18 protein-coding genes and 1 other RNA gene are annotated in these 21,990 nt (G+C 44.9%); 8 read left to right on the forward strand and 11 right to left on the reverse strand.

Going from position 1 to position 21,990, the window contains the following annotated elements:
- Window positions 1–12: 12 nt before the first annotated feature.
- Window positions 13–1,329, reverse strand: coding sequence for a Xaa-Pro aminopeptidase (gene pepP / locus KKOR_RS12385; protein WP_015781481.1), 1,317 nt, complete (start codon window positions 1,327–1,329; stop codon window positions 13–15).
- A gap of 35 nt (window positions 1,330–1,364) precedes the next feature.
- The gene (locus KKOR_RS12390; RefSeq protein WP_015781482.1) at window positions 1,365–1,916 is read right to left on the reverse strand and encodes a UPF0149 family protein; all 552 of its coding nucleotides are present in this window, start codon (window positions 1,914–1,916) and stop codon (window positions 1,365–1,367) included.
- Window positions 1,917–2,113: 197 nt separating this feature from the next.
- Between KKOR_RS12390 and zapB the strand changes: the two genes are divergently transcribed.
- From zapB to rpiA, 6 genes are all read left to right on the forward strand, one after another.
- Window positions 2,114–2,311 (forward strand): cell division protein ZapB, encoded by a 198-nt coding sequence (gene zapB, locus KKOR_RS12395; RefSeq protein ID WP_015781483.1) that lies wholly within the window; start codon window positions 2,114–2,116, stop codon window positions 2,309–2,311.
- Window positions 2,312–2,337: 26 nt separating this feature from the next.
- Window positions 2,338–2,664, forward strand: a complete 327-nt coding sequence (locus tag KKOR_RS12400; protein WP_015781484.1) for a cell division protein ZapA — start codon at window positions 2,338–2,340, stop codon at window positions 2,662–2,664.
- Between the two features lie 156 nt (window positions 2,665–2,820).
- Window positions 2,821–3,000: non-coding RNA, 6S RNA (ssrS, locus tag KKOR_RS13375), on the forward strand.
- A gap of 12 nt (window positions 3,001–3,012) precedes the next feature.
- Entirely contained in the window at window positions 3,013–3,651 is a 639-nt protein-coding gene (locus KKOR_RS12405; RefSeq protein WP_015781485.1) for a 5-formyltetrahydrofolate cyclo-ligase, read from the forward strand.
- 63 nt (window positions 3,652–3,714) lie between these two features.
- A complete protein-coding gene (locus KKOR_RS12410; RefSeq protein WP_015781486.1) occupies window positions 3,715–4,179 on the forward strand; it encodes an EVE domain-containing protein in 465 nt (154 codons plus the stop codon).
- 8 nt (window positions 4,180–4,187) lie between these two features.
- Window positions 4,188–4,847 carry a ribose-5-phosphate isomerase RpiA gene (gene rpiA / locus KKOR_RS12415; protein WP_015781487.1) on the forward strand — a complete coding sequence of 220 codons (660 nt, stop codon included), beginning with the start codon at window positions 4,188–4,190 and terminating at the stop codon, window positions 4,845–4,847.
- A gap of 406 nt (window positions 4,848–5,253) precedes the next feature.
- On the opposite strand, the gene KKOR_RS12420 is transcribed toward rpiA, so the two are convergent.
- Window positions 5,254–5,529 carry a hypothetical protein gene (locus KKOR_RS12420; RefSeq protein ID WP_041296062.1) on the reverse strand — a complete coding sequence of 92 codons (276 nt, stop codon included), beginning with the start codon at window positions 5,527–5,529 and terminating at the stop codon, window positions 5,254–5,256.
- A gap of 170 nt (window positions 5,530–5,699) precedes the next feature.
- Between KKOR_RS12420 and KKOR_RS12425 the strand changes: the two genes are divergently transcribed.
- On the forward strand, window positions 5,700–6,173 hold the full coding sequence (locus tag KKOR_RS12425) for a hypothetical protein (protein ID WP_015781489.1): 474 nt from the start codon (window positions 5,700–5,702) through the stop codon (window positions 6,171–6,173).
- Window positions 6,174–6,442: 269 nt separating this feature from the next.
- Here the strand turns inward: KKOR_RS12425 and prsR are convergent, their stop codons facing one another.
- From prsR to KKOR_RS12440, 3 genes are all read right to left on the reverse strand, one after another.
- Window positions 6,443–7,798, reverse strand: a complete 1,356-nt coding sequence (prsR, locus tag KKOR_RS12430) for a PEP-CTERM-box response regulator transcription factor (RefSeq protein WP_015781490.1) — start codon at window positions 7,796–7,798, stop codon at window positions 6,443–6,445.
- Between the two features lie 17 nt (window positions 7,799–7,815).
- A complete protein-coding gene (prsK, locus tag KKOR_RS12435) occupies window positions 7,816–9,813 on the reverse strand; it encodes an XrtA/PEP-CTERM system histidine kinase PrsK (protein ID WP_015781491.1) in 1,998 nt (665 codons plus the stop codon).
- 106 nt (window positions 9,814–9,919) lie between these two features.
- Complete coding sequence (locus tag KKOR_RS12440; protein WP_015781492.1) at window positions 9,920–10,183, reverse strand: acyl carrier protein; 264 nt, start codon at window positions 10,181–10,183, stop codon at window positions 9,920–9,922.
- A 237-nt stretch (window positions 10,184–10,420) separates the two neighbouring features.
- Between KKOR_RS12440 and serA the strand changes: the two genes are divergently transcribed.
- The gene (gene serA / locus KKOR_RS12445) at window positions 10,421–11,650 is read left to right on the forward strand and encodes a phosphoglycerate dehydrogenase (protein ID WP_015781493.1); all 1,230 of its coding nucleotides are present in this window, start codon (window positions 10,421–10,423) and stop codon (window positions 11,648–11,650) included.
- Window positions 11,651–11,710: 60 nt separating this feature from the next.
- Here serA and fba read toward each other — a convergent pair whose 3' ends face one another.
- The 5 genes from fba to KKOR_RS12470 all read right to left on the reverse strand — a co-directional run bounded on the left by fba (window position 11,711) and on the right by KKOR_RS12470 (window position 21,988).
- Entirely contained in the window at window positions 11,711–12,775 is a 1,065-nt protein-coding gene (gene fba, locus KKOR_RS12450) for a class II fructose-bisphosphate aldolase (protein ID WP_015781494.1), read from the reverse strand.
- Between the two features lie 44 nt (window positions 12,776–12,819).
- Entirely contained in the window at window positions 12,820–13,998 is a 1,179-nt protein-coding gene (locus KKOR_RS12455) for a phosphoglycerate kinase (RefSeq protein WP_015781495.1), read from the reverse strand.
- A 229-nt stretch (window positions 13,999–14,227) separates the two neighbouring features.
- Window positions 14,228–15,229: a type I glyceraldehyde-3-phosphate dehydrogenase gene (gap, locus tag KKOR_RS12460; RefSeq protein ID WP_015781496.1), complete on the reverse strand. Its 1,002-nt coding sequence runs from the start codon at window positions 15,227–15,229 to the stop codon at window positions 14,228–14,230.
- A gap of 27 nt (window positions 15,230–15,256) precedes the next feature.
- Window positions 15,257–17,275 (reverse strand): transketolase, encoded by a 2,019-nt coding sequence (tkt, locus tag KKOR_RS12465; RefSeq protein WP_015781497.1) that lies wholly within the window; start codon window positions 17,273–17,275, stop codon window positions 15,257–15,259.
- 165 nt (window positions 17,276–17,440) lie between these two features.
- Window positions 17,441–21,988: an EAL domain-containing protein gene (locus KKOR_RS12470; protein WP_015781498.1), complete on the reverse strand. Its 4,548-nt coding sequence runs from the start codon at window positions 21,986–21,988 to the stop codon at window positions 17,441–17,443.
- Window positions 21,989–21,990 lie beyond the last annotated feature (2 nt).

A 21,990-nucleotide genomic window follows, 5' to 3' on the forward strand; every position in this document is an offset into this window, starting at 1 on the left:
GCTGTTTCCAAATTATCTGTCTGCTTTTGCCATCAGTCTTTCGATCTCTTCGCGTATTTTCGGCACGTCTTTCGATAAGATGTCATAGCCATCGCGAGTCACCACCACATCATCTTCAATACGAATACCAATACCACGCCACTTTTTGGCAGCCTTAGTATTCTCTTTTCCAATATACAGCGCCGGTTCAACGGTCAAAACCATGCCAGGCTCTAGCACTCGCGGTTGCCCATGCACCTGATAGTCGCCCACATCATGCACATCCAGACCAATCCAATGACCCGTTTTGTGCATAAAAAAATCACGGTAGGCACCGCGCTTTATCAAATCTTTCAGATTGCCTTTCAAAATTTTCAGCTCGACTAATCCCTTAGTAATAACCTCTACTGCCTTATCATGAATTTGCGCCCAGTGATTGCCCGGCTTAATCATTTCGATGGCTGCAAGCTGCGCTTCCAGCACAATATCGTATAGCTGAGCCTGTTCCTTGGAGTATCGCCCATTAATTGGAATGGTGCGTGTAATATCTGCTGCATAATGTTCAAACTCACAACCTGCATCCACCAACAACAAATCACCATCATTAAGCACATCACTGTTTTCTACATAGTGCAAAATATTGGCGTTATCGCCACCAGCCACAATCGAAGGATAAGCTGGATAGCGACAACCACCCTGCACATAGTGATAATGCAAAACCGCTTCCATCTGCATTTCCGTCTTGTCTGGCTTGCAGGCTTTCATTAACTCACAATGTGCTTTGGCCGCTGTTTTCGCCGCATGACGCAAGCGCTGGATCTCCGCAGATGATTTTATCAAACGCATATCGTGTAAATGGTGACGTAAATCAACCAGCTCGCCCGGAGGCTCAGAGCCACGAACCGATTGTGATTGCAGCTGACTACGCCAATCCATAATATCTTGGTCAAACTCAGGATGAGCACCGAAGCCAAAGTAAATTCGCTCCTTGCCTTCCATTAGACCCGGCAAAATGTCATCAATATCGGATATCGGAAAAGCATCATCCGCACCCAGCTGCTCAACAACGCCTTCCTGCCCAAGTCTCTTTCCATGCCAAATTTCTTGAGTAACATCCTTTTCACGATTAAAAAGAATAAACTCACCATGCTTGCGCCCTGGAATCAGAACCGCCACCGACTCAGGTTCATTAAAGCCGGTCAAATACCAGAAGTCATTATCTTGGCGAAAAGGGTAATGCACATCATGGCTGCGCACTTTTTCAGTGGCAGAAGGTAGGATCGCAATAGAGTTAGGACCCATCCATTGCATCAGTTTTTTACGTCGTGCGGCAAAGTTGATTGCTTGCATCAAGAATCCTGTGAGTCAAAAGTAATCTGGAAAGACTAGTGAATTTGTTTATTTTGGGGCGCCATCGGAACAGCCTTGTTCGACTGAAATATAATCTGCGCTGACATTTTTACATGCTCAGAGATGGTCATAAAGGCAGACTCCAGCTCTTCAGAGTTATCATCTTCAATGGAAAAATCAATCTTGGCAATTTCACTCATATCTCGCAGCGCTTCTTGGGCAGCATCATCTAACTCTTTTTCCTGCTTGATCAAGCCGTAGCCAGTCAAATAACCCTGACACCACTCGCCCAAAGCCTGAGCTCGGTGGTCAATTGGGCTGTCATCATCGGGAATTATCAACTCAATAGTGAAAGATTCGGGCTGATAGTCTTTTTGTGTGAAAGCAATAATTTGCTCAAGCTCATCTTCAGCCTGTTGACCCAGAGCTTCGCCATTGGCTAAAAAGTCACTCATTTGCTGCGGCCAGCGCCCAGCCTCAGGTACAAAACCATGACCGACCAGGCCATGCAACATTCCGGCTAATTCTGAGCCGGTCAAATCCGGTAAATACTTTTGGCAAAACTCATTAATTTGTAAATAATTCATTAAGTTAAACGCTTTTCATCTTGTAAAATCAGTGACAGGCCCATAGTTTAACCCGCTATACACTTAAAACCCAACACTCTGACCGCGCATTTCTTGAGTTAAAAGGTGCTAGCGTCATCACAAGTAGAGCTGATTAAACATTGACCAAAAACCAGCTAAACTTTATAGTGTGCTTTAACAAAATCGGGTAACTCACTATGACACAAGGTCAATTAGAGAAACTAGAAGATAAGATCAACGCCTTGTTAGCGCGCTTCGAGAAGATCAATCTTGAGAATAATCAGTTACGGCAACAGATCAACGAGTTGCGTAATGAGCGTGATCGTCTGCACAGCAAAAATGAGACTGCACGTAAGCAGATTGATATTATGATCTCTCGACTGAAGTCGATGTAGGTCGCATTTAAGGTTTTTATAACAATATGGCAAAACCAAAAGCTACACCGATAAACATTACAATCTTGGGGAAAGAATTCCAGGTCGCCAGTCCTGAAAGCGAGCATCAGAAGCTTTTGCAGGCTGCTAGCTTTTTAGATAAGCGCATGAAAGAAATTCGCGAAGCTGGAAAAGTATTAGGCCTTGAGCGCATCGCCGTAATGGCGGCCTTGAACCTAAGCTATGAATTGATTAACACACCTACGCTCGATAGCGGTGAAGCACAGGATATCGAGCAAAGGCTTAGCCATATGAGTCAAAAAATTGACCAGGCTCTAAAGCACAGTGAGCAAATAGAGCTCACAGATTCTTAATAAAAAAACAACAAAGAATTCTTAATCGAGCAGGAAAGCAATTTCGCTTTTAACTTTTTTGTTAGAAGTGTCTGACAGTTAGCGTCTTTTCGCCAACTGGCACCCGGAAGGATCCAGCATAACTTGAAACAGACCGCGTGCGGTGTGTTACAATGGCTCCTCCTGGGCTGTTCGTCAGTAGCGACCGTCCTCGAGCCGATAATACTTTACTTGGGACTCCTCAATGGAAGTGTTGCGCAAGTCCGTTTCGACCGGAAAGCCTGATCTTCTACATGGACTCCCCCCTGAACCTTTGGGTTCATGGGCTATTACCTACAACGGCAGTCCGGGGTTTTAATTTTAGACGCAATGAACGAAGCAGTTGCTCAAAAACATTATCTAAGAACCAGAATTAAGCATGAACGCTTAACGCTGACCAAGCCCTTTATGGAGCGCGCAGCCCTGGCCCTTCTCGGTCACGCCTCCGAAGCCAAGCTCATTGAAGATCACCATTCTATAGCCTTTTATTTGCCTACTCGTGGCGAAATCAGCTGTATGCCAATGATTGAATATGCATTAAAGCTGGGTAAAAAATGCTACGTACCCAAAATCTATCCCAATAAAAAACGCGGTATGTGGTTTTTGCCATACTCCGGCAAAGAATCTGTCAAGGAAGGGGCTTTTGGTATTCTCGAACCCACCTCCCCTATCAGCAAGGCAGTTCGACCCAGTGAACTGGATATTATCTTTATGCCGCTGGTCGCTTTCGATCTTAAAGGTAATCGGCTTGGAATGGGGGGCGGCTATTACGACACCGTTCTGGCCAACATCCCCAAGCACGAACAGCCCAAACTCATCGGCCTTGCCTACAATCTGCAACAGGTCCGCGACATACCTCAGGAAAAATGGGATATCCAAATGGATGCCGTCATCACCCCCAGCAACTATCGTCTGTTTGATCGCAAACCAAAAACTCCCACAAAACCAACCCTTACCCCTAAGCCATAACTAACAATTTTACAGCTCATGCTTTATACTTTGCGCTTTAGTCACCAACAAGCCTAGAGCACTATGAACTATTGGTTAATGAAGTCTGAGCCCGATGTCTTCGGTATTGAACACCTCAAAGCCCTGCCCAAAAAAACTGACCACTGGGATGGCGTTCGTAATTATCAAGCTCGCAATATGATGCGTGATGAGATGAAAAAAGGCGATAAAGTTTTCTTCTATCATTCAAACTGCAAACCGCCAGCCATAGTAGGCATCATGGAAGTCGTTAAAGAAGGTTATGTCGATCACACCGCTTTCGACCCCGATCAAAAATACTACGACCCCAAAAGCAATCCCGATAATCCACGCTGGTATATGGTAGACGTTAAGCATGTGCGTGACTTGAAGCGGGAAATTCCGCTAGATGAACTGAAACAGTACACTGAACTTGCTGACATGAAACTGGTGCAAAAAGGTAACCGCCTTTCAATTATGCCGGTCACCAAGGAAGAGTGGGATTTTATCTTAAGTATAGAAAAGCAATAGGAGCCGTTATGACACAGGACGAATTAAAGAAGTTAGTGGGTGAAGCCGCGCTTGAATATGTGGTCGACGATTCGATTGTTGGCGTGGGAACTGGCTCCACCGTCAACTATTTTATTGATGCGCTGGCGACGATGAAACACAAAATCAAAGGTGCAGTGTCCAGCTCTGAAGCATCAACCGAGCGTTTAAAGAAGCACGGTATTGAAGTATTCGAACTCAACGAAGTGGGCAAGCTCCCAGTCTACGTAGATGGCGCAGACGAATCCAACCATCTATTGGAGCTGATTAAAGGTGGTGGCGGCGCCCTGACCCGTGAAAAAATTATCGCAGCAGCTGCCGATCAATTCATCTGCATCGCTGACGAGTCTAAGCTGGTTCGTCGCTTGGGTGAATTCCCGTTACCAGTAGAAGTTATCCCAATGGCGCGTAGTTATGTCGCACGCCAAATCGTAAAACTAGGTGGCGACCCGGTTTATCGTACAGGCTTTGTCACTGATAACGGCAACGTTATTCTTGATGTGCATGGTCTGGTTATTAATGAGCCCATCAAGCTTGAACGAATTCTTAATAATATCGTTGGTGTTGTGACTAATGGTTTATTTGCGGAAAGAGCAGCCGATGTATTGTTGCTGGGTAAAGAAGGTAAAGTGGAAACGATAACGCGTTAGGGTATTTTTTCGCCGTAAGGCGACCTACTTTTCTTACTTGTCTAAGAAAAGTAGGCAAAAGAATGACACCCCAATCGTTAGGTCCTGCGGACTACCCTCGCTCATCAAAGTTATGACGCGCCACCAATACGAAACGTCCTGTTTCGAAGTGGCTAAATTGGGCATCCCTGCCCAATTTACGCTATAACTTCTCTTCACTCGGCTAACTCCAAGGGGTAATTGGAGCAAACCTTTCGATTCACACTACTTATTCTATAACTCATAAGACTTTAACTAATCCATCTATCACTTTCTAACTTTGAATAAACTCTCAGAACCATATTCCCCTCGTTTATAGTCAAGCAAGTACAAACCTTTTAAACAGGTCGGTTGTTGGATGGCGTTACTAAACGACTAATCCAACCTATTACGAATCTTCTTTGTGCTTCTTTCGTAATTTATCCACCCATTTAAAAAAATACATAAAAAGAATTAATGGTAAGTAAATCCATAGAGCAACTCTTAAAATAGTATCCCAAAAAGTAGTTATTGAGCTTTGTCTAAAGCTAACTTCAATCAAGCTAAAAAGTATGAACCAAACAATAGTGATACATACAGCTCTTAACCATATTGGTTGTGTTTCGGCAAACTTACTGTTAACTAAAATTACAGCCAACCCTCCTCCAACAATACCTTCAAACATACCTAGCATTTCTTAGTCCCAACTTTTTAATAATTTAACCCTTTTTGACAGCCATAAATTATGTGGTACAAGAGTATCATTAATTAACCACTAACTTTGAATAAACTCTCAGAACCATATTCTCAATATGGGTATGATTGCTTCCCTTGCGAATTTTCCCTCTATGCCTAATGTACGACGATATTCAGAATCCCCCGCAGCAACTGCCCCAATCTAAATTTAAGCCTTGGTTCTGGCTTTTAATCCTGCCGCTCTACCTGTTCGGCTGTCTTTGGGCTCTTGCAGGTTCTGTTGCTGGCTGGCAAGAATTGCTGCAACTATCCAATCTTTCAGCGCTTTCTCTGATAGTTATTGTATTTTCCCTATGCATGCTGATCTGGCTTGCCTATCAATTAATACAAGGATTCAATAAGCTGACAGAATGTTCGCGATATGAAGTGTATTTAGCCGAAGTATTTGAAAATCGAGATCGACAAAGACCAGTACAGAATGCCATGCGATTGGATTATCTGAGAAAGCTACGCAAACTCAATAGCGAAGTACGCGGCATTACAGAGTCAGGACAAAAACAATTATTAGTAATGACAATGGTGGGGTTGTTGTTGATGTTAGCTGGGTGTGTTGGGCAGTTGGTAGCTTTGTGATTTCAAACTTTTCGCTTTGGGCGACCTACTTTTCTTACTTGTCTAAGAAAAGTAGGCAAAAGAATGACACCCCAGTCGTTAGGCCCTTCGGGCTTCCCTCATTCTTCAAAGTTAAAACGCGCCGCCAATACGAAACGTCCTGTTTCGAAGTGGCTAAATTGGCCATCCTTGGCCAATTTACGCTATAACTTCTCTTCACTCGGCTAACTCTAAGGGGTAACTGGAGCAAGCCGGAATTTCCATACTATTATTTATCACCAATCGAGTCCTCAACTACTAATACTGTACTTATCCATTAAGCTGTAGAGGGTTGGTCTGGTTAGGCCTAACAGTTTTGCGGCTTGGGAAATATTGCCGTCGGATAGAACAATGGCGCGTTGGATGGCGCGGGTTTCGGCGGCTTCTCGTACCTGACGTAAATTCAATGGCATTTCGCGCAGTTGATCTTCATCTATTTGCAGATCTTTAGCGGTGATCTGATTGCTGTCTGACATGACCACGGCGCTTTTAATTTTATTTTCCAATTCACGCACATTTCCTGGCCATGCATAGGCTTCCATTGCCTGAACCGCATCTTTGCCAAACCCACGGATATTACGCGAATATTGTCGATTGAACTTTTCCAACAAGGAACGGGCGATTAACACAACATCACCATTTCGTTTCGACAAAGCTGGGATATTAAGCACTACTTCGCTAAGTCTATAATAAAGATCTTCGCGGAACTTGCCTTCATTCACTAAGTCTTCAAGCGATTGATGGGTCGCAGCAATAATGCGGACATCAACCGGAATTGACTCACGCCCCCCAACACGCTCTACCACTCGCTCTTGCAGGAAGCGTAGCAATTTTGCTTGCAAAGCCATTGGCATATCACCAATTTCATCGAGGAATAAGGTTCCGCCATTGGCGTATTCGATCTTGCCAATGGTGGTTTTATTGGCACCGGTAAATGCTCCTGCTTCGTATCCAAATAACTCGCTTTCCAATAAATTATCGGGAATTGCTGCGCAATTTATGGCGACCATACTTTTGCTACGCCGTGGGCTGATATCATGAACAGCCCTAGCCAATAACTCTTTACCAGTCCCGCTGTCACCCAGCAATAAAACACTCACATCGGTGGGTGCAACTTTCTCGATCTTTTGACAGACAGCCATCATTTCCGGGCTCGTGGCAATAATGCCGTGGAAGCTTTCTTTTTGTTGTTGGAAGTGGCGACGATTCTCGTCTTCCAGCTTTGCCAACTCAAATGCACGTTTGATGATAAGCGTCAACTCTTCAGGCTGAATTGGCTTCTGATAATAATCATAAGCACCTGCATTGACTGCCTGCATGGCAATTTCACGCTGATCGTTGCCAGTTACCACAATAACCTTACTGGTCGGTGATAAAGATAGGATTTCTTCGAGTAGTTCAAGACCTACGCTTGCGTTTGCGGGATCTGGTGGTAAGCCGAGGTCAAGTGTTATGACCTGTGGTTGGTAACGTCTCAATTCCACCAAAGCGCTGTCGCGGTCTTCTGCAAGAATCACGTTATACTGATCGAATGACCATTTGAGCTGTTTCTGTAGCCCCTTGTCATCTTCAATAATTAATAAGTCGGGTTTATTTGATTGTGCCATCCTGTCCTCTTTATTTTCTAATCTCCGGGCGTTAACGTTTGCAAAATGACAATGCAGCGTGTTCCTTTCCCTAGTTCACTTTGTATTATTAAATCACCGCCAAAGCTTTGGAGCAAATAGCGGCACTGATAAACACCGATTCCCATCCCAGCATTACCTTTGGTGGTGGCGAATGGTTTGAATAATTGTTTACGTACAAAATCCGCATCCATTCCTTTGCCCTTATCAACAATATGCCAGTGTAGCTCTTGCCCCAACTGGTCAAATCGATGATGAATTCTATCACTCTCATTACTGGCATCAATCGCATTCTGATGCAGATGCTGAATGATATTAAGCAGTTGCTCTTGATTAGCATACACTTCAACTTCAGGAATATCTCCTATCACATTCAGTCGATTAGCAGCTTCTTTAAACTTCGCAAAAACCTCTGGGATATAGGCCTGTACAATTTCTTTCTTTGGCAATTGCTTACGTTGCAACTGTTCCAGCATTTTGTTCAAACGCTGGGTCGCGCTGGCCACTGTTTCAAAGGTATCATCAACGAACTCTGGGTTATCACGATAGCGATGTGCGTTATGAGTAATCAGTTCCAATTGTGCGGTCACATTTTTTAAATCATGCACCACAAATGCTGACAAACGGTTAAAGGCATCAAATTGCTCTTGTTCATAAATTTGCGTGGTTGCTTCAAATAACGCCAGATAACTTGCCATCTGTTGGCCTGCTGCTTTAAGCAGATCATGATCTTCCCAGTTCAAACTTGGTTTTGAATAACTACTGCGTAATCCGACAACCGCAACCAGTTCTTCACCTCGCCGTAACGGAATGAAAATCTGATGCTGTTGGAATAATGGTGAGCGAACATCAAGCTTAAGCCCTTGATATACATTCTGATTATTTTGGTACTCCTTTATATCAACCACCCAGTTTGTACGCTCTATAAATTCAACCAGCTCACTCGGTAGCTGATAGGCTAACTCACCATTTAATGGCGAATTAAGTGGTGATTGCCAATTGTCAGTATAAATAAATAAATCGCCGCGACGACTCCATAACTTACCCGCAGGGCTACTGATAATATTGGCCAGAGCTTTGATCGATAGCTGATAAAAATCACCACGTACATTTGCCTCGTCGAGCGCACGGTTGAAGCCTAACCAGCTTTCCCGATAGTCGTACTTATAACTAGCGAATAGCTTGGTAATCATAATCTTAAGCTGGCTTAGCAGCTTTTTCTTGTAAGCTAGCCAGACAAAAATCACTATTGATGCCGCCAGCACCGCCAGGCCAATAAGTGGTTGCCTCCAGGCTACCCCAATCAGCATGTAACCAACCACTGCTAGCCAACATAAAATGGCAAAAATATTGAGGCTACTGTGGGGGCGGTAGGTTTGCTGGATATTTTCTAAATCAAGACGGGACTGATCGATCCGCTGAATGTGAACCAGGCTGAACGCCATAGCGATACTGGCAATGATTGCACGGGAAACATCCAATGCTTCTACATCAACATTCAAGTTCAGCATCAGCACCAGCATCGACAACAGATCCCAGACAAGGACTATGCCTAAGGCACCGCCTAGCGTAGAAATTTCAGCTCTTAAGGTTTCAGCAAATTCATTGCCAGCCCGCTCCATCATTTGCATCATCAGCAATAAAATGAATCCTGCGATTGCTGGGTTTATGACCCGCTTCATATCAGCAGAGTAGATAATAATAAAGCTAATCCAACCAGCAAAAGCGAGCAAGATAATGAAACTTAATAGTTTATGGTGAGTCGCAAAATAAAACAGAAAGAAGGTTAACGCCGCATAGATGCCAAACAATCGTCCCCATTCAATCATCCAATGATTAAGCTCAAAGCCGGTGTCGACCAAGTTCAATCCACTCCAGCCGATAAAAGTCAAAGCTAACAACAGGATCGGCCAGCCAAGCGTAGAGCCTCGCCAGCGTAATACAACGATCATGAACAACAAGCCTGCCAAAACGATACAGGCAATAAATCCGGCCATTTCCCTGCTTATCTTATTTGTTTGGAGTCTATGGCTGTTATAAAAGAAAAAGGCCGAAAAAGCTACTTTTCGGCCTTAAAAATCAATTATCTATCTATAAGTCAGACTAAATTGCTGTGGCTGCCTGCTGTACTTCCACAAACTCCGTAAGGGTGGTTACGGACTCAAAGATCTCGCCAGTCAACTCATCATCTGAAATTTCGATGGCAAAGCTTTCTTCGATCTGCATCAAAATGGAAACAATCGCCATTGAATCAAACTCCGGCAAATTACCCAGCAGCAAAGTCTCTGCCGACAACTGATCGGCATCAATCGATAAGGTCTCGCTTAGCAAGACTATCATTTTATCGATGTTGGTCTGGTATGCCATCCGGCAAATCTCCTCATTCATGCCCGATTATCAGGCGCTAATCATATGTGCCTAAACCGCTCAGCACAGCCGCTCCATTGCGACAAGGCGGCAGATTGTAGCAAAATTGCCCCTTTTAGACACCTATTTTGCACTTATGGCCAATATTTATAGTTAATAACTATTGCCTACTTTTACATGCTGATCGGATCTGTTTTAATAGACTTTCGTTGCCTATCGACCACTGAATAATCCAACATGGCAAGCACATCATTTGATAAACAACAGCTGAAAGTTTTACTCCTTGAAGGAGTCCACCCTAAAGCAGAACAAATGTTCAGACAAGATAGTTATCATCAGGTAGAAAACCTGAAAACCGCTCTATCGGCCTCAGAACTTAAAAGTGCTCTGCAAGATTGCCATTTCCTAGGTATTCGCTCACGCTCGCAAATCTCTCCTGAGGTACTGGCCGAAGCGAATAAGCTGGTCGCAATTGGCTGTTTTTGCATTGGCACTAATCAGGTCAATCTGAATGCCGCCCAGCACAAAGGCATCCCGGTATTTAATGCGCCATATTCCAATACCCGCAGTGTTGCCGAGCTGGTTCTGGGCGAAATCATCATGTTGCTGCGTGGCATTCCTGCTAAAAATGCAGCCGCACACCGTGGTCAGTGGCTTAAAACGGCTCAGAATGCTAATGAAGCCCGCGGTAAGACCTTAGGCATCATAGGTTATGGCCATATCGGTACTCAGCTTGGCATTCTTGCTGAAGGGATTGGCATGCAGGTCAAGTTCTACGATATAGAAACCAAGTTAACGCTTGGAAATGCCAGCCAGGTTGCTGATTTAGACCAGCTGTTAGCCGAATCTGATGTCGTGACTTTGCATGTACCAGAAACACCGCAAACCAAAGGTATGATGGGTAAAACACAAATAACGGCTATGAAGCCAGGTAGTATTTTAATCAATGCCTCACGTGGTACTGTAGTAGATATTGATGCTTTGGCAGAAGCCTTAAGTACCGAGCACCTTCTCGGTGCGGCTATCGATGTTTTCCCAACCGAGCCCAAGTCGAATACCGAAGAATTTCAGTCTCCTTTGCGTGAATTCGATAACGTCATATTAACCCCTCATATCGGTGGTTCGACACTGGAAGCGCAGGAAAATATTGCCATTGAAGTGACTGAGAAAATGATTAAATACAGCAATAATGGCTCAACCGTATCAGCAGTCAACTTCCCACAAGTCGCATTGCCGGAACACGTCAATACCCACCGGGTTTTACACATTCACCACAACAAACCCGGCATTTTATCGCAAATCAACCAGATCCTATCGCAAAATGACATCAATATCTCCGCACAATATTTACAAACACAAGGTGATATTGGCTATGTGGTCACCGATATCGACAAAGGGTCGAGTCAAATAGCACTTGAGAAGATGCGGGAAATTGAAGGAACGATACGAGCAAGAGTGCTCTACTAGTCTTAATGTTCAACCACAAAAAAGGCCAGCAGATGCTGGCCTTTTTTATTTTCTGAGAAATTACTTAACGCGTGGATCAAGCTTTCCAGCTTTGTAATCAAGCGCCATCTGTTCCATATTGATAGCCTTGATCTTGCCAGCGTTACCGGCGGTGCCAAAGGCTTCATAACGTGCTTTACAGATTGCCTGCATGGCATCTTGGGCCGCTTTGTTATATTTACGTGGGTCAAATTCTTTTGGATTATGCTTCAAGAATTTGCGCACTGCACCGGTCGCCGCTAAACGTAAGTCGGTATCAATGTTGACCTTACGAACACCGTGCTTGATGCCTTCCTGAATTTCTTCAACCGGTACACCATAAGTTTCGCCCAGGTCACCACCGTATTCGTTGATAGTAGCCAACCAATCTTGTGGCACTGATGAAGAACCATGCATCACTAAATGCGTGTCTGGAATACGCTCATGAATCGCTTTAATTCGCTCAATCGCTAACACGTCGCCTGTTGGTGGACGAGTGAACTTATAGGCGCCATGAGAAGTACCGATAGCGATAGCCAAGGCATCCACTTTCGTGTCTTTAACAAATTGCGCCGCTTCTTCAGGATCGGTCAGTAGCTGATCATGACTTAACACGCCTTCGGCGCCTGAACCGTCTTCTTCACCCGCCATACCGGTTTCCAATGAACCTAAACAACCTAGCTCGCCTTCCACAGAAACACCACAGGCATGCGCCATTTCAGTAGCAAGCTTGGTTACGCGCACGTTGTACTCATAGCTTGCTGGTGTCTTCATGTCTTCTTCGAGCGAGCCATCCATCATCACTGATGAGAAGCCTAATTGGATTGACTGCTGACACACCGCTGGCGATGAACCATGGTCCTGATGCATACAGATTGGAATATGCGGAAATTCCTCGGTCGCCGCCACGATCAGGTGGCGCAGGAAATTTGAACCTGCATATTTACGAGCGCCTGCAGAAGCCTGAATGATTACTGGACTGTCAGTTTCATCCGCTGCCTGCATAACAGCACGCATCTGCTCAAGGTTATTAACGTTAAATGCCGGAATACCATAATTATGCTCTGCTGCATGATCGAGTAATTGGCGAAGTGTAATTAAAGCCATTTTCTTTCCCCTTAACTTTGTATCCTGTTCGACAGTCTTTAAGCTTAGCCTTTCGCTCGCTCTTCTAAGATTGCCACTGCTGGTAATTCTTTACCTTCTAAAAACTCAAGAAAAGCACCACCACCAGTTGAAATGTATGAAACCTTATCATTGATACCGTACTTATCAACCGCCGCTATGGTGTCGCCACCGCCCGCAATTGAAAAGGCATCGCTGTCAGCAATTGCTTTAGCAATCACTTCAGTACCATGACCAAACTGGTCAAACTCGAAAACACCGACTGGGCCATTCCAGACGATAGTTTTCGCTTCTTTTAGAATCTTGGCAAGATGTTCCGCTGACTGAGGGCCAATATCAAAAATCATATCATCTTCTGCCACATCCTTAACCGATTTCGTTTCCGCAGCTGCCGATTCTGCGAACTCTTTACCGGTTACTACATCGACCGGCACCGGAATATCGCCACCCTTCGATTGCGCCTGTTCAATTAAGCGCTTGGCTTCTGGCATCAAATCTTCTTCGTACAGAGACTTGCCTACCGGATTGCCCGTTGCCGCGATAAAAGTATTAGCAATACCGCCACCAACAATCAATTGGTCAACAATGTGTGATAACGAATCTAATACCGTTAATTTTGTTGAGACTTTTGAACCGCCGACAATGGCGACCATAGGACGCGCAGGATTATCAAGCGCTTTGCCTAGGGCTTCCAATTCACCGGCTAACAATGGACCCGCACAGGCAACTGGAGCAAATTTCGCAACACCATGAGTGGATGCTTGAGCACGATGGGCTGTACCAAAGGCGTCATGCACAAACACATCGCATAAATCAGCGTACATTTTGGCAAGACGATCATCATTGGCTTTTTCACCGACGTTGCAACGCACGTTCTCGAATAAAACCACTTCTCCTTGGTTAACCTCAACGCCATTTAAATATTCAGTGACCAGACGTACCGGAACATCCAGCACATCATTTAAATAGTCAGCAACGATTTGCATGGAATCGTTTTTAGTCAACACACCTTCAGTCGGACGACCACGGTGTGACATCACCATTAATTTAGCGCCTTTCTCCAACGCCAGCTTAATGGTCGGCAATGCCGCTTGAATGCGAACATCACTGGTGATTTTGCCATCTTTAACTGGCACATTAAGATCTTCACGAATTAAAACGCGCTTTCCCTGAAGATCCAGATCAGACATCTTTAACACATTCATAGTCTTAAACCATTCATGGTAGTTAAATTTTTTAAGCTAAATTTAACCTTAGCTTATAAATACAAATGGTGGGCCAAGGCCCACCCTACATTTTAGAGCGGTGCGTCACGACGCACCCTACAAAAGATAATACCTTCCAGAAGTTAGTACTCTGGATAGCTTAGATTCGAGTATCACGACAAAAAGACCGCTAATCTAAGCACATCGGTTAGTGTAGATCAGAAAATTGCTAGACAGACATCATCTTGATGGCAACGTCCAACATCCGGTTCGAGAAACCCCACTCATTATCGTACCAAGTAACCACTTTCACAAAGTTGCCATCTTGTACGCGAGTCAAACCAGAATCAAAGGTTGATGATGCTGGGCTGTGGTTAAAGTCTACTGACACCAATGGCTCGTCGTTGTAGCAAAGTACGTGTCCATCCGCTGCTTTCTTAACGATATCGTTAATTTCTTCAGCTGTAGTGTCACGACCCGCCTCGAAGGTTAAATCAACGCATGACACATTGATGGTTGGTACGCGCATAGCGAAGCCATCCAGCTTGCCGTTTAATTCTGGAAGCACTAAACCCACTGCTTTGGCGGCACCGGTTTTAGTTGGGATGATGCTTTGTGCTGCGGCACGGGCACGGCGTAAATCTGAATGCTGATTATCGATTAAACGCTGGTCATTGGTGTAGGCGTGAATCGTATTGACCAACCCTTTTTTGATACCAATGGTGTCATTTAGGACTTTGGCCAATGGCGCTAGACAGTTAGTGGTGCACGACGCGTTTGATACGACACGGTGTTCTGGCTTAAGAATGTCATCATTTACGCCAAATACTACGGTTGCGTCGACGTCTGCTGCACCTGGTGCTGAAATAAGAACTTTCTTTGCGCCGCCTTTGAAGTGCTTGGATGCGCCAGCCTGATCTTTAAATACGCCGGTACATTCAAAAACTACGTCAACGTCCTGCTCGCCCCATGGGATTAGCTCTGGATTACGCTCAGCGTATAACTTGATTTTATCGCCGTTAACAATCATGTATTCGCCATCGGTTGAAACGTCGGCATTAAAACGACCGTGAGTAGTATCATACTTCGTCAAATGAACGGTGGTTTCCGCTGGGTGTGAAGAGTTGATCGCAACCACTTGAATGCGATCACGGTAACCGTGCTCATAAATCGCACGAAGGGCGGTACGTCCAATACGACCATAACCATTAATTGCAACTTTAACTGTCATCTTTATCTCCAGAAATTACTCACGCGTTTAATCTAAAAGTTCTTCGGCCACAGCAACCACATTGTCCACTGTAAATCCAAAATGTTTGAACAGGTCACCCGCTGGGGCTGATTCGCCAAAGCTGGTCATGCCGACGATGCGGCCATCAAGGCCCACGTACTTGTACCAGTAATCGGCAATGCTTGCTTCGATAGCGACACGACTTGGTACGTCGCTTGGCAATACCGCTTCTTTATAGCTGGCATCTTGCGCTTCAAAGACATCGGTTGATGGCATAGAAACTACTCGCACCTGCTTGCCTTTCCCACTTAACTCTTTTGCCGCCTGGATAGCCAGCTCAACTTCTGAACCAGTGGCGATAAAAATTAATTCAGGTTTGTCAGTACAGTCGACTAACACATAACCGCCACGCTCAATACTGGCTAACTGCTCTGCGTCACGCTGCTGGTGTTGTAGATTCTGACGGCTAAGGCTCAAAGCAGTAGGGCCGTTGCGACGCTCAATAGCTACTTTCCAGGCCACTGCTGTTTCCACTGCATCGCATGGACGCCATACCGACATATTCGGCGTGGTACGTAAATTAGCTAACTGCTCAATTGGCTGGTGTGTTGGTCCATCTTCCCCCAAACCGATCGAATCATGGGTGAATACATAAATCGCTTGTTGTTTCATAAGCGCCGCCATGCGCAGTGCGTTACGGGCATATTCCATAAAGATCAGGAAGGTGCCGCCATAAGGCATCAAACCACCGTGTATGGCCATACCATTCATGATGGCGCACATACCAAACTCACGCACACCGTAGTACACATAGTTACCGCTGGCGTCTTTCGCTTCAATGCCTTTGGACTGGCTATGAATGGTCAGGTTTGAACCTGCCAAGTCTGCCGAACCGCCAACTAGCTCAGGTAATAAAGGCGCATAAGCATTGATCGCCATTTGTGAAGCTTTACGAGAAGCAACTACCTGGCCTTCTTCTTGCAACTTAGCAATATAGGCTTGAGCCTGTTCAGCAAAGTCTTCAGGTAGGCGACGGCTTAGACGACGCTCAAGCTCACTGCCTAACTCTGGGAAAGCCTCTTTGTAAGCAATAAATTTCTTATTCCAATCAGCTTCCTGCTGCTGACCAACTTGACGTGCGCTCCATTGTTCACGAATGCTTTCTGGAACTTCAAAGGCTGGATGTGGCCAGTTCAATTGCTTGCGAGCCAATTCGATTTCGTCATCACCTAACGGAGCACCGTGACATTCTTCTTTACCTTGTTTATTAGGCGAACCAAAGCCAATAATAGTCTTACAGCAAATCAGGGTTGGGCGCTCACTGTCGGCGCGCGCTTCTTCAATGGCTGCTTTAATCGCTTCTGGATCATGACCATCTACCGCTGGAATTACCTGCCAGCCATAAGCTTCAAAACGCTTTGGTGTATCATCAGAGAACCAGCCGTCGACTTCACCATCAATTGAAATGCCGTTGTCGTCATAGAATGCGACTAGTTTACCCAAGCCGAGTGTACCGGCTAGTGAGCAAACCTCATGCGATATGCCTTCCATCATGCAGCCATCACCCATAAATACATAAGTGAAATGGTCAATAATGTCATGGTCAGGCTTATTAAATTCTGCTGCCAGCTTCTTTTCGGCAATCGCAAAACCTACCGCATTGGCAATACCTTGCCCTAATGGGCCAGTAGTCGTTTCGACACCAGGGGTATAACCGAACTCTGGATGGCCGGGTGTTTTTGAATGCAATTGACGGAAGTTCTTCAGATCATCGATCGATAGGTCATAGCCTGTGAGATGCAGTAAAGAATAGACCAGCATAGAACCGTGCCCATTCGACATTACAAAGCGGTCACGATTAACCCAGTCAGGGTTTGCAGGATTATGAACCAGGTAGTCATTCCACAGGACTTCAGCGATATCAGCCATACCCATAGGAGCTCCGGGGTGGCCGGACTTGGCTTTTTGCACCGCATCCATACTCAAGGCGCGGATAGCATTAGCAAGTTGAAAACGGGTAAGCGAGTCGTTACCTGACAATGACATGAGGTCTCCTCAAAAGGCAGCATTTTTTAGGCCGCATATTGTCGCAGACCCGCCCTGACCAATCAAATGATTTGCCTGTTTTTTACTCAGTTTTTTCCTTTGCAAGGCAATAAATTCGGGCATTGTGGCCAAATTTATGCAAATCTGAGTTTTCCATTAGTAGAATTAGTCCGATTCGTTCTGAGTAATGAATTCGTCCAGATCAAAGTCTTCAATATTGAGCATCGTCTCGATATCCCAAGGTGGAACCGGACGGCTGAAGATGAAGCCTTGAATTTCTTCGCAACCCATTTCGCGCAATGCATCTACCTGGTTGCGATTCTCGACTCCTTCTGCCACCACCTTGATATCAAGGTTATGAGCAAGCGTCACAATCGAAGCGACCAGATTGCGATCTCGGTCAGAGTCTTCTAAATCCCAGACGAAGGTTCGGTCAATCTTAAGGGTATCAATGGGGAAATCCTTGAGATTGCCCAGCGAAGAATAGCCAACACCAAAGTCGTCCAGGGCCAGGCTAATGCCCATCTCACGCAAAGTACGCATCTGCTGTAGTGATTGAGCTAGGTCTTCCATCACCATACCCTCGGTGATTTCAAACTCTAACGCATCCGGCTCAATCTTGGCCAAATGTAGTGCGTTTTTGACTGTTTCCCATAGATTTTCATGATAGAACTGAACAGCAGACAAATTGACCGCCACTTTACCGTGGAAAATTCCTCGGTTCTGCCAATCGCGGATTTGCAGACAGGTTTTCTCAATCACCCGCTGACTGATCGGGATGATGAAGCCGGCCTCTTCTGCCAATGGAATAAACTCACCTGGCAGGACCAGTCCTCTTCGCGGATTACGCCAGCGCACCAAGGCTTCCATACCGGTAATCTTGCCGGTTTGCAGACTCACTTTCGGCTGATAGAACATCACAAACTCATCTTTCTCGATTGCTTGGCGTAACTCGCTCTCTAATGTAATACGCAATTTGGCTTGCTCATTCATCTGGCGAGTGTAGAACTGGTAGGTGTTCTTACCCTTTTTCTTGGCGTAATACATGGCGGTATCCGCGTTTTTCAGCAACTCTTCGGCAGAGGTGCCATTTTCAGGGTACATCACAATGCCGATGCTAGGTGACACCACCACTTCAGCGGTAGAAAGAGGCAATGATTTGGCAAACTCATCCAGGATCGCCTGTGCAATTTTGGCCGGTTTATTCCATGTATCTACTTCCTGCAACAATACAGTAAATTCATCCCCTCCCAAACGAGCCACTACTCCATTCTGGTCACTCACAATCTCCTGGAGTATTTTAGCCACATAAATTAGAAGTTCATCGCCTATACCATGTCCGAGCGAGTCATTAATACGCTTGAAATTATCGAGGTCAATAAATAACAAGGCATGCTGATCACCTCGTCCAGAATCCTCAATTAAATGTTCGAAGAGAGTTCGGAAACTAGTACGGTTTTTAAGGTCAGTCAACTGATCCACCGTAGCTAAACGACGCAACTCTCGTTCCGCCTGTTTGCGGAATGTAATGTCCGAAAAAACACCTACATAGTTAATAATTTCGCCATCATTATCGCGCACCACATCGATATTAATTTCTATCGGATAAGTATCGCCATCTTTGCGTTTAGCGACCAACTCGCCGTACCAGAAACCTTTCTCCGTTAATTCGTTGCGCAAATCATAGAATTCATCATCAGTGATTTGATGTAACGAGCTAACCTTCATTAGCTTGCCCAGCACTTCAGATTCATCAAAACCGGTAATCTTAGTGAATGCTTTATTTACTGCAATGTAATGGAAATTTTCATCGAGAATCCAGACACCATCAGAAATATTATCGAATGATTTTACAATCATACTAAGCTGCTGTTCGGTATTCTTCAGCTCAGTAATGTTTTTTAAAGTGCCTGCCATACGGAGCGGCTTCTGGTTTTCATCACGGCTAACCACCTTGCCTCGATCAAGCACCCAAATCCATCCACCATGTTCATCGCTAATCCGGTAAGTACTTTCATAGTGCATGGATTTATCCGCTAGATGGGCATTCAGCGACTGTCGCACGTAAGGTAAATCATTGGGATGAATATTCGAATTAGCCATCGAATAGCCACTACGTATTCCGTCCCTCGGAAAATCATAGGGCCATTCATTGGATAAGTGCAGTGCACCGGACTGAACCTGCCAATCCCAAAGCTCATCACCACTGCCCCATAGTGACAACTTCAACCGCTCCTCACTTTGCGTTAGCTGTAATGCGGCCATTCTGCGCTCGCGCATACGTGCCCAGATCAGATAAGAGAAAGCCAGAATAATCAGCCCAAGGATAAAACCATACAAAGTAAAAGCGGAAGGCGTTAACCAACCGGATGTCTTCACATGAATCTGTAACGCGGTTGGCTCTTCACTCCAAACACCGTCTTTATTCGAAGCCATAACTAAAAATCGATAGTCGCCTGGCTTAAGATTGGTGTAAGTTACGCGGCGACCTTTATAGTCAGTTTCAACCCAGTCCTGGTCATGACCTTCCAACATATAACGATAACGATTACTTTTGGGGTCAGCATAGTTCAACCCTGAAAATTCAAAGCTGATACTGGTGTCTTCTGGGAAAAAGGTTACTTTGTTAGCTAAATTTGGCAAGGTATCCAAACGCTTCTGGTATTCATCATCGATCACGATAGGTAGATTATTGATGAGAATGTCTGTAATCACAGGATTTGGAGGAGCCACATCAGGTTCATAGGCCTCAGCTCTGAAATTAACGATACCGTTTATGCCGCCAAAATAGAGGTTGCCATGTCGGTCCTTAGCACTGGAACCCGTATTAAATTCCAAAATAGGCTGATCCTCTGCGAGTGCAAATTGGGTCAGACTAAAATCATTGGGCGATACCCTATACAAACCCCTTCCAGTTCCAAGCCACATATAATTATTGGCATCCAGCTCCATGCTGTAAATACTATCGTGCAAACCAGAGCTGGTGCTGTTAATAGTGGTAGCTACCTGTCGAGTAAGATCGATAACGATCAATCCATTACCGAAAGTTCCAATCCAAAGACGATTGAATTGATCAAGGTTTAAACTTAACACCACATCTTTGGCCTCTTCCGGCAGGTCTTGAATCAATTGACCCAGTCCATCGAAACTCATATCTTTGGTATCGAATAAATGAACGCCGCTTTCGGTTCCAATCCATAAGTTATCACCCTCTACACTCGGCTGTATGGTGTTGATCCTGTTATTTCTGTGGAAATCAGCATCAATCACTCGATAACGTGTGACCTGATAATTTTGGTCGAGTCGCCACAAGCCTTCCGTCGTACCTAACCATAAATTACCATTCTGATAGTGAGCGGTAAGTAACTCAGCGGTATAGCTTTCATTTTCAAATACCATTTCCAACTTTTGCGTGGTCAAGTTGTAAAGCCAAACAGCATCATAGGTCACTACCCAAGCTTTGCCCGAACTGGCGCCTCCAATATAGTGGATACTTTTATTATCCAGCGTAGAAGGATTGATGATTGCCAAGCGCTTTAAATCCAATGGATCACGTACGTCCATAACCGTAATACCATGTCCATCGCTTCCCACCAGTAGTTTGTCATCTTGAGTAACATGCAATGCAAACGTCGTATCGCCCGCCAACGAATCTACCGAATCAGGCTGAAAGTAATGATGGTTGAATAAAATAGCATCCGGATTGATTTTATTCAGGTAAGCCGAAGTCCCGACCCACAAAATGCCATTACTATCGGTAAATAAACAGTTGATGGTATTGCTGCCAATTGAGCCAGGCCGTCCATAGCGATAGTGGTTCGAACGCCCTGTTTTAAGATTTATCGAGTAAAGCCCTTCCTTGACTGTCCCCAGCCATAAATTATTTTCACCATCAAATATCAAAGTACTGGCCTGAATGCTGACATCACGCAAACCCAAATCAGCGAAGTGCACCAGACTAAAACGATTTTCATCTGGCTGATACTCAACGATTCCTTGCTGGTAAGACAGTAGCCAAATTTTACCCTCGGGCGTTTCAGCAATGTCCGCTATCACTCCAAATTGGCCACCGGTAGTCACATTAACAATAAAAAACTGTTCGCTGGTCGGATTAAACTGCGCCAGCTCACCTCGCGTAGTAACCGCCCACACTCGCTGCTGGCTATCAACGTATATCTTGCGTAATTCACTGACGGTTGCTGTAACGCGGCGACTGAGCATGATGGGGTAGGTTTTAAAGCCTTCGATCTCTGGATCGAAATAGGAGGGGCCATTAAAGGTTGAGACCCAAACGCCCCCTTTATCATCTTTTGCAAGACTGGTGACATAGTCATTCGCCAAAGTAAAAGGCTCTAAGGGATTATGATGATAACTGATTATTTTGCCGGTATTTTGCTGATAAATATTAAGGCCGTTTTCGGTAGCAATCCAAACATCGCCATTATCAGCAATCAACAGGTCATGAATGGTGGTATGGGAAAGGTTACTGTTCTGTTTTTGAAATACCTTAATTTGATAACCATCATAGCGGTTAAGGCCATCTTCAGTACCGATCCATAAAAACCCCTGCTGGTCTTCAACGATGGCAGTGATCACGCTTTGCGACAACTGATCTTCAATGCCAATAGCATCCACAAGCTGTTGGTTTGCTTGAGTCTGTTGGCTAAAAAGTATTGTCCCAATTAAACAGAAAAGAAAAAGAATTCGTGTCACTA

It is taken from the genome of Kangiella koreensis DSM 16069 (genome assembly GCF_000024085.1).
Lineage (GTDB): Bacteria > Pseudomonadota > Gammaproteobacteria > Enterobacterales > Kangiellaceae > Kangiella > Kangiella koreensis.

Coding starts and splice junctions, on each gene's coding strand:
- pepP (WP_015781481.1), bottom strand. CDS start 1,329: ATGCAAGCAATCAACTTTGCCGCACGACGTAAAAAACTGATGCAATGG.
- KKOR_RS12390 (WP_015781482.1), bottom strand. CDS start 1,916: ATGAATTATTTACAAATTAATGAGTTTTGCCAAAAGTATTTACCGGAT.
- zapB (WP_015781483.1), top strand. CDS start 2,114: ATGACACAAGGTCAATTAGAGAAACTAGAAGATAAGATCAACGCCTTG.
- KKOR_RS12400 (WP_015781484.1), top strand. CDS start 2,338: ATGGCAAAACCAAAAGCTACACCGATAAACATTACAATCTTGGGGAAA.
- KKOR_RS12405 (WP_015781485.1), top strand. CDS start 3,013: ATGAACGAAGCAGTTGCTCAAAAACATTATCTAAGAACCAGAATTAAG.
- KKOR_RS12410 (WP_015781486.1), top strand. CDS start 3,715: ATGAACTATTGGTTAATGAAGTCTGAGCCCGATGTCTTCGGTATTGAA.
- rpiA (WP_015781487.1), top strand. CDS start 4,188: ATGACACAGGACGAATTAAAGAAGTTAGTGGGTGAAGCCGCGCTTGAA.
- KKOR_RS12420 (WP_041296062.1), bottom strand. CDS start 5,529: ATGTTTGAAGGTATTGTTGGAGGAGGGTTGGCTGTAATTTTAGTTAAC.
- KKOR_RS12425 (WP_015781489.1), top strand. CDS start 5,700: ATGTACGACGATATTCAGAATCCCCCGCAGCAACTGCCCCAATCTAAA.
- prsR (WP_015781490.1), bottom strand. CDS start 7,798: ATGGCACAATCAAATAAACCCGACTTATTAATTATTGAAGATGACAAG.
- prsK (WP_015781491.1), bottom strand. CDS start 9,813: ATGGCCGGATTTATTGCCTGTATCGTTTTGGCAGGCTTGTTGTTCATG.
- KKOR_RS12440 (WP_015781492.1), bottom strand. CDS start 10,183: ATGGCATACCAGACCAACATCGATAAAATGATAGTCTTGCTAAGCGAG.
- serA (WP_015781493.1), top strand. CDS start 10,421: ATGGCAAGCACATCATTTGATAAACAACAGCTGAAAGTTTTACTCCTT.
- fba (WP_015781494.1), bottom strand. CDS start 12,775: ATGGCTTTAATTACACTTCGCCAATTACTCGATCATGCAGCAGAGCAT.
- KKOR_RS12455 (WP_015781495.1), bottom strand. CDS start 13,998: ATGAATGTGTTAAAGATGTCTGATCTGGATCTTCAGGGAAAGCGCGTT.
- gap (WP_015781496.1), bottom strand. CDS start 15,229: ATGACAGTTAAAGTTGCAATTAATGGTTATGGTCGTATTGGACGTACC.
- tkt (WP_015781497.1), bottom strand. CDS start 17,275: ATGTCATTGTCAGGTAACGACTCGCTTACCCGTTTTCAACTTGCTAAT.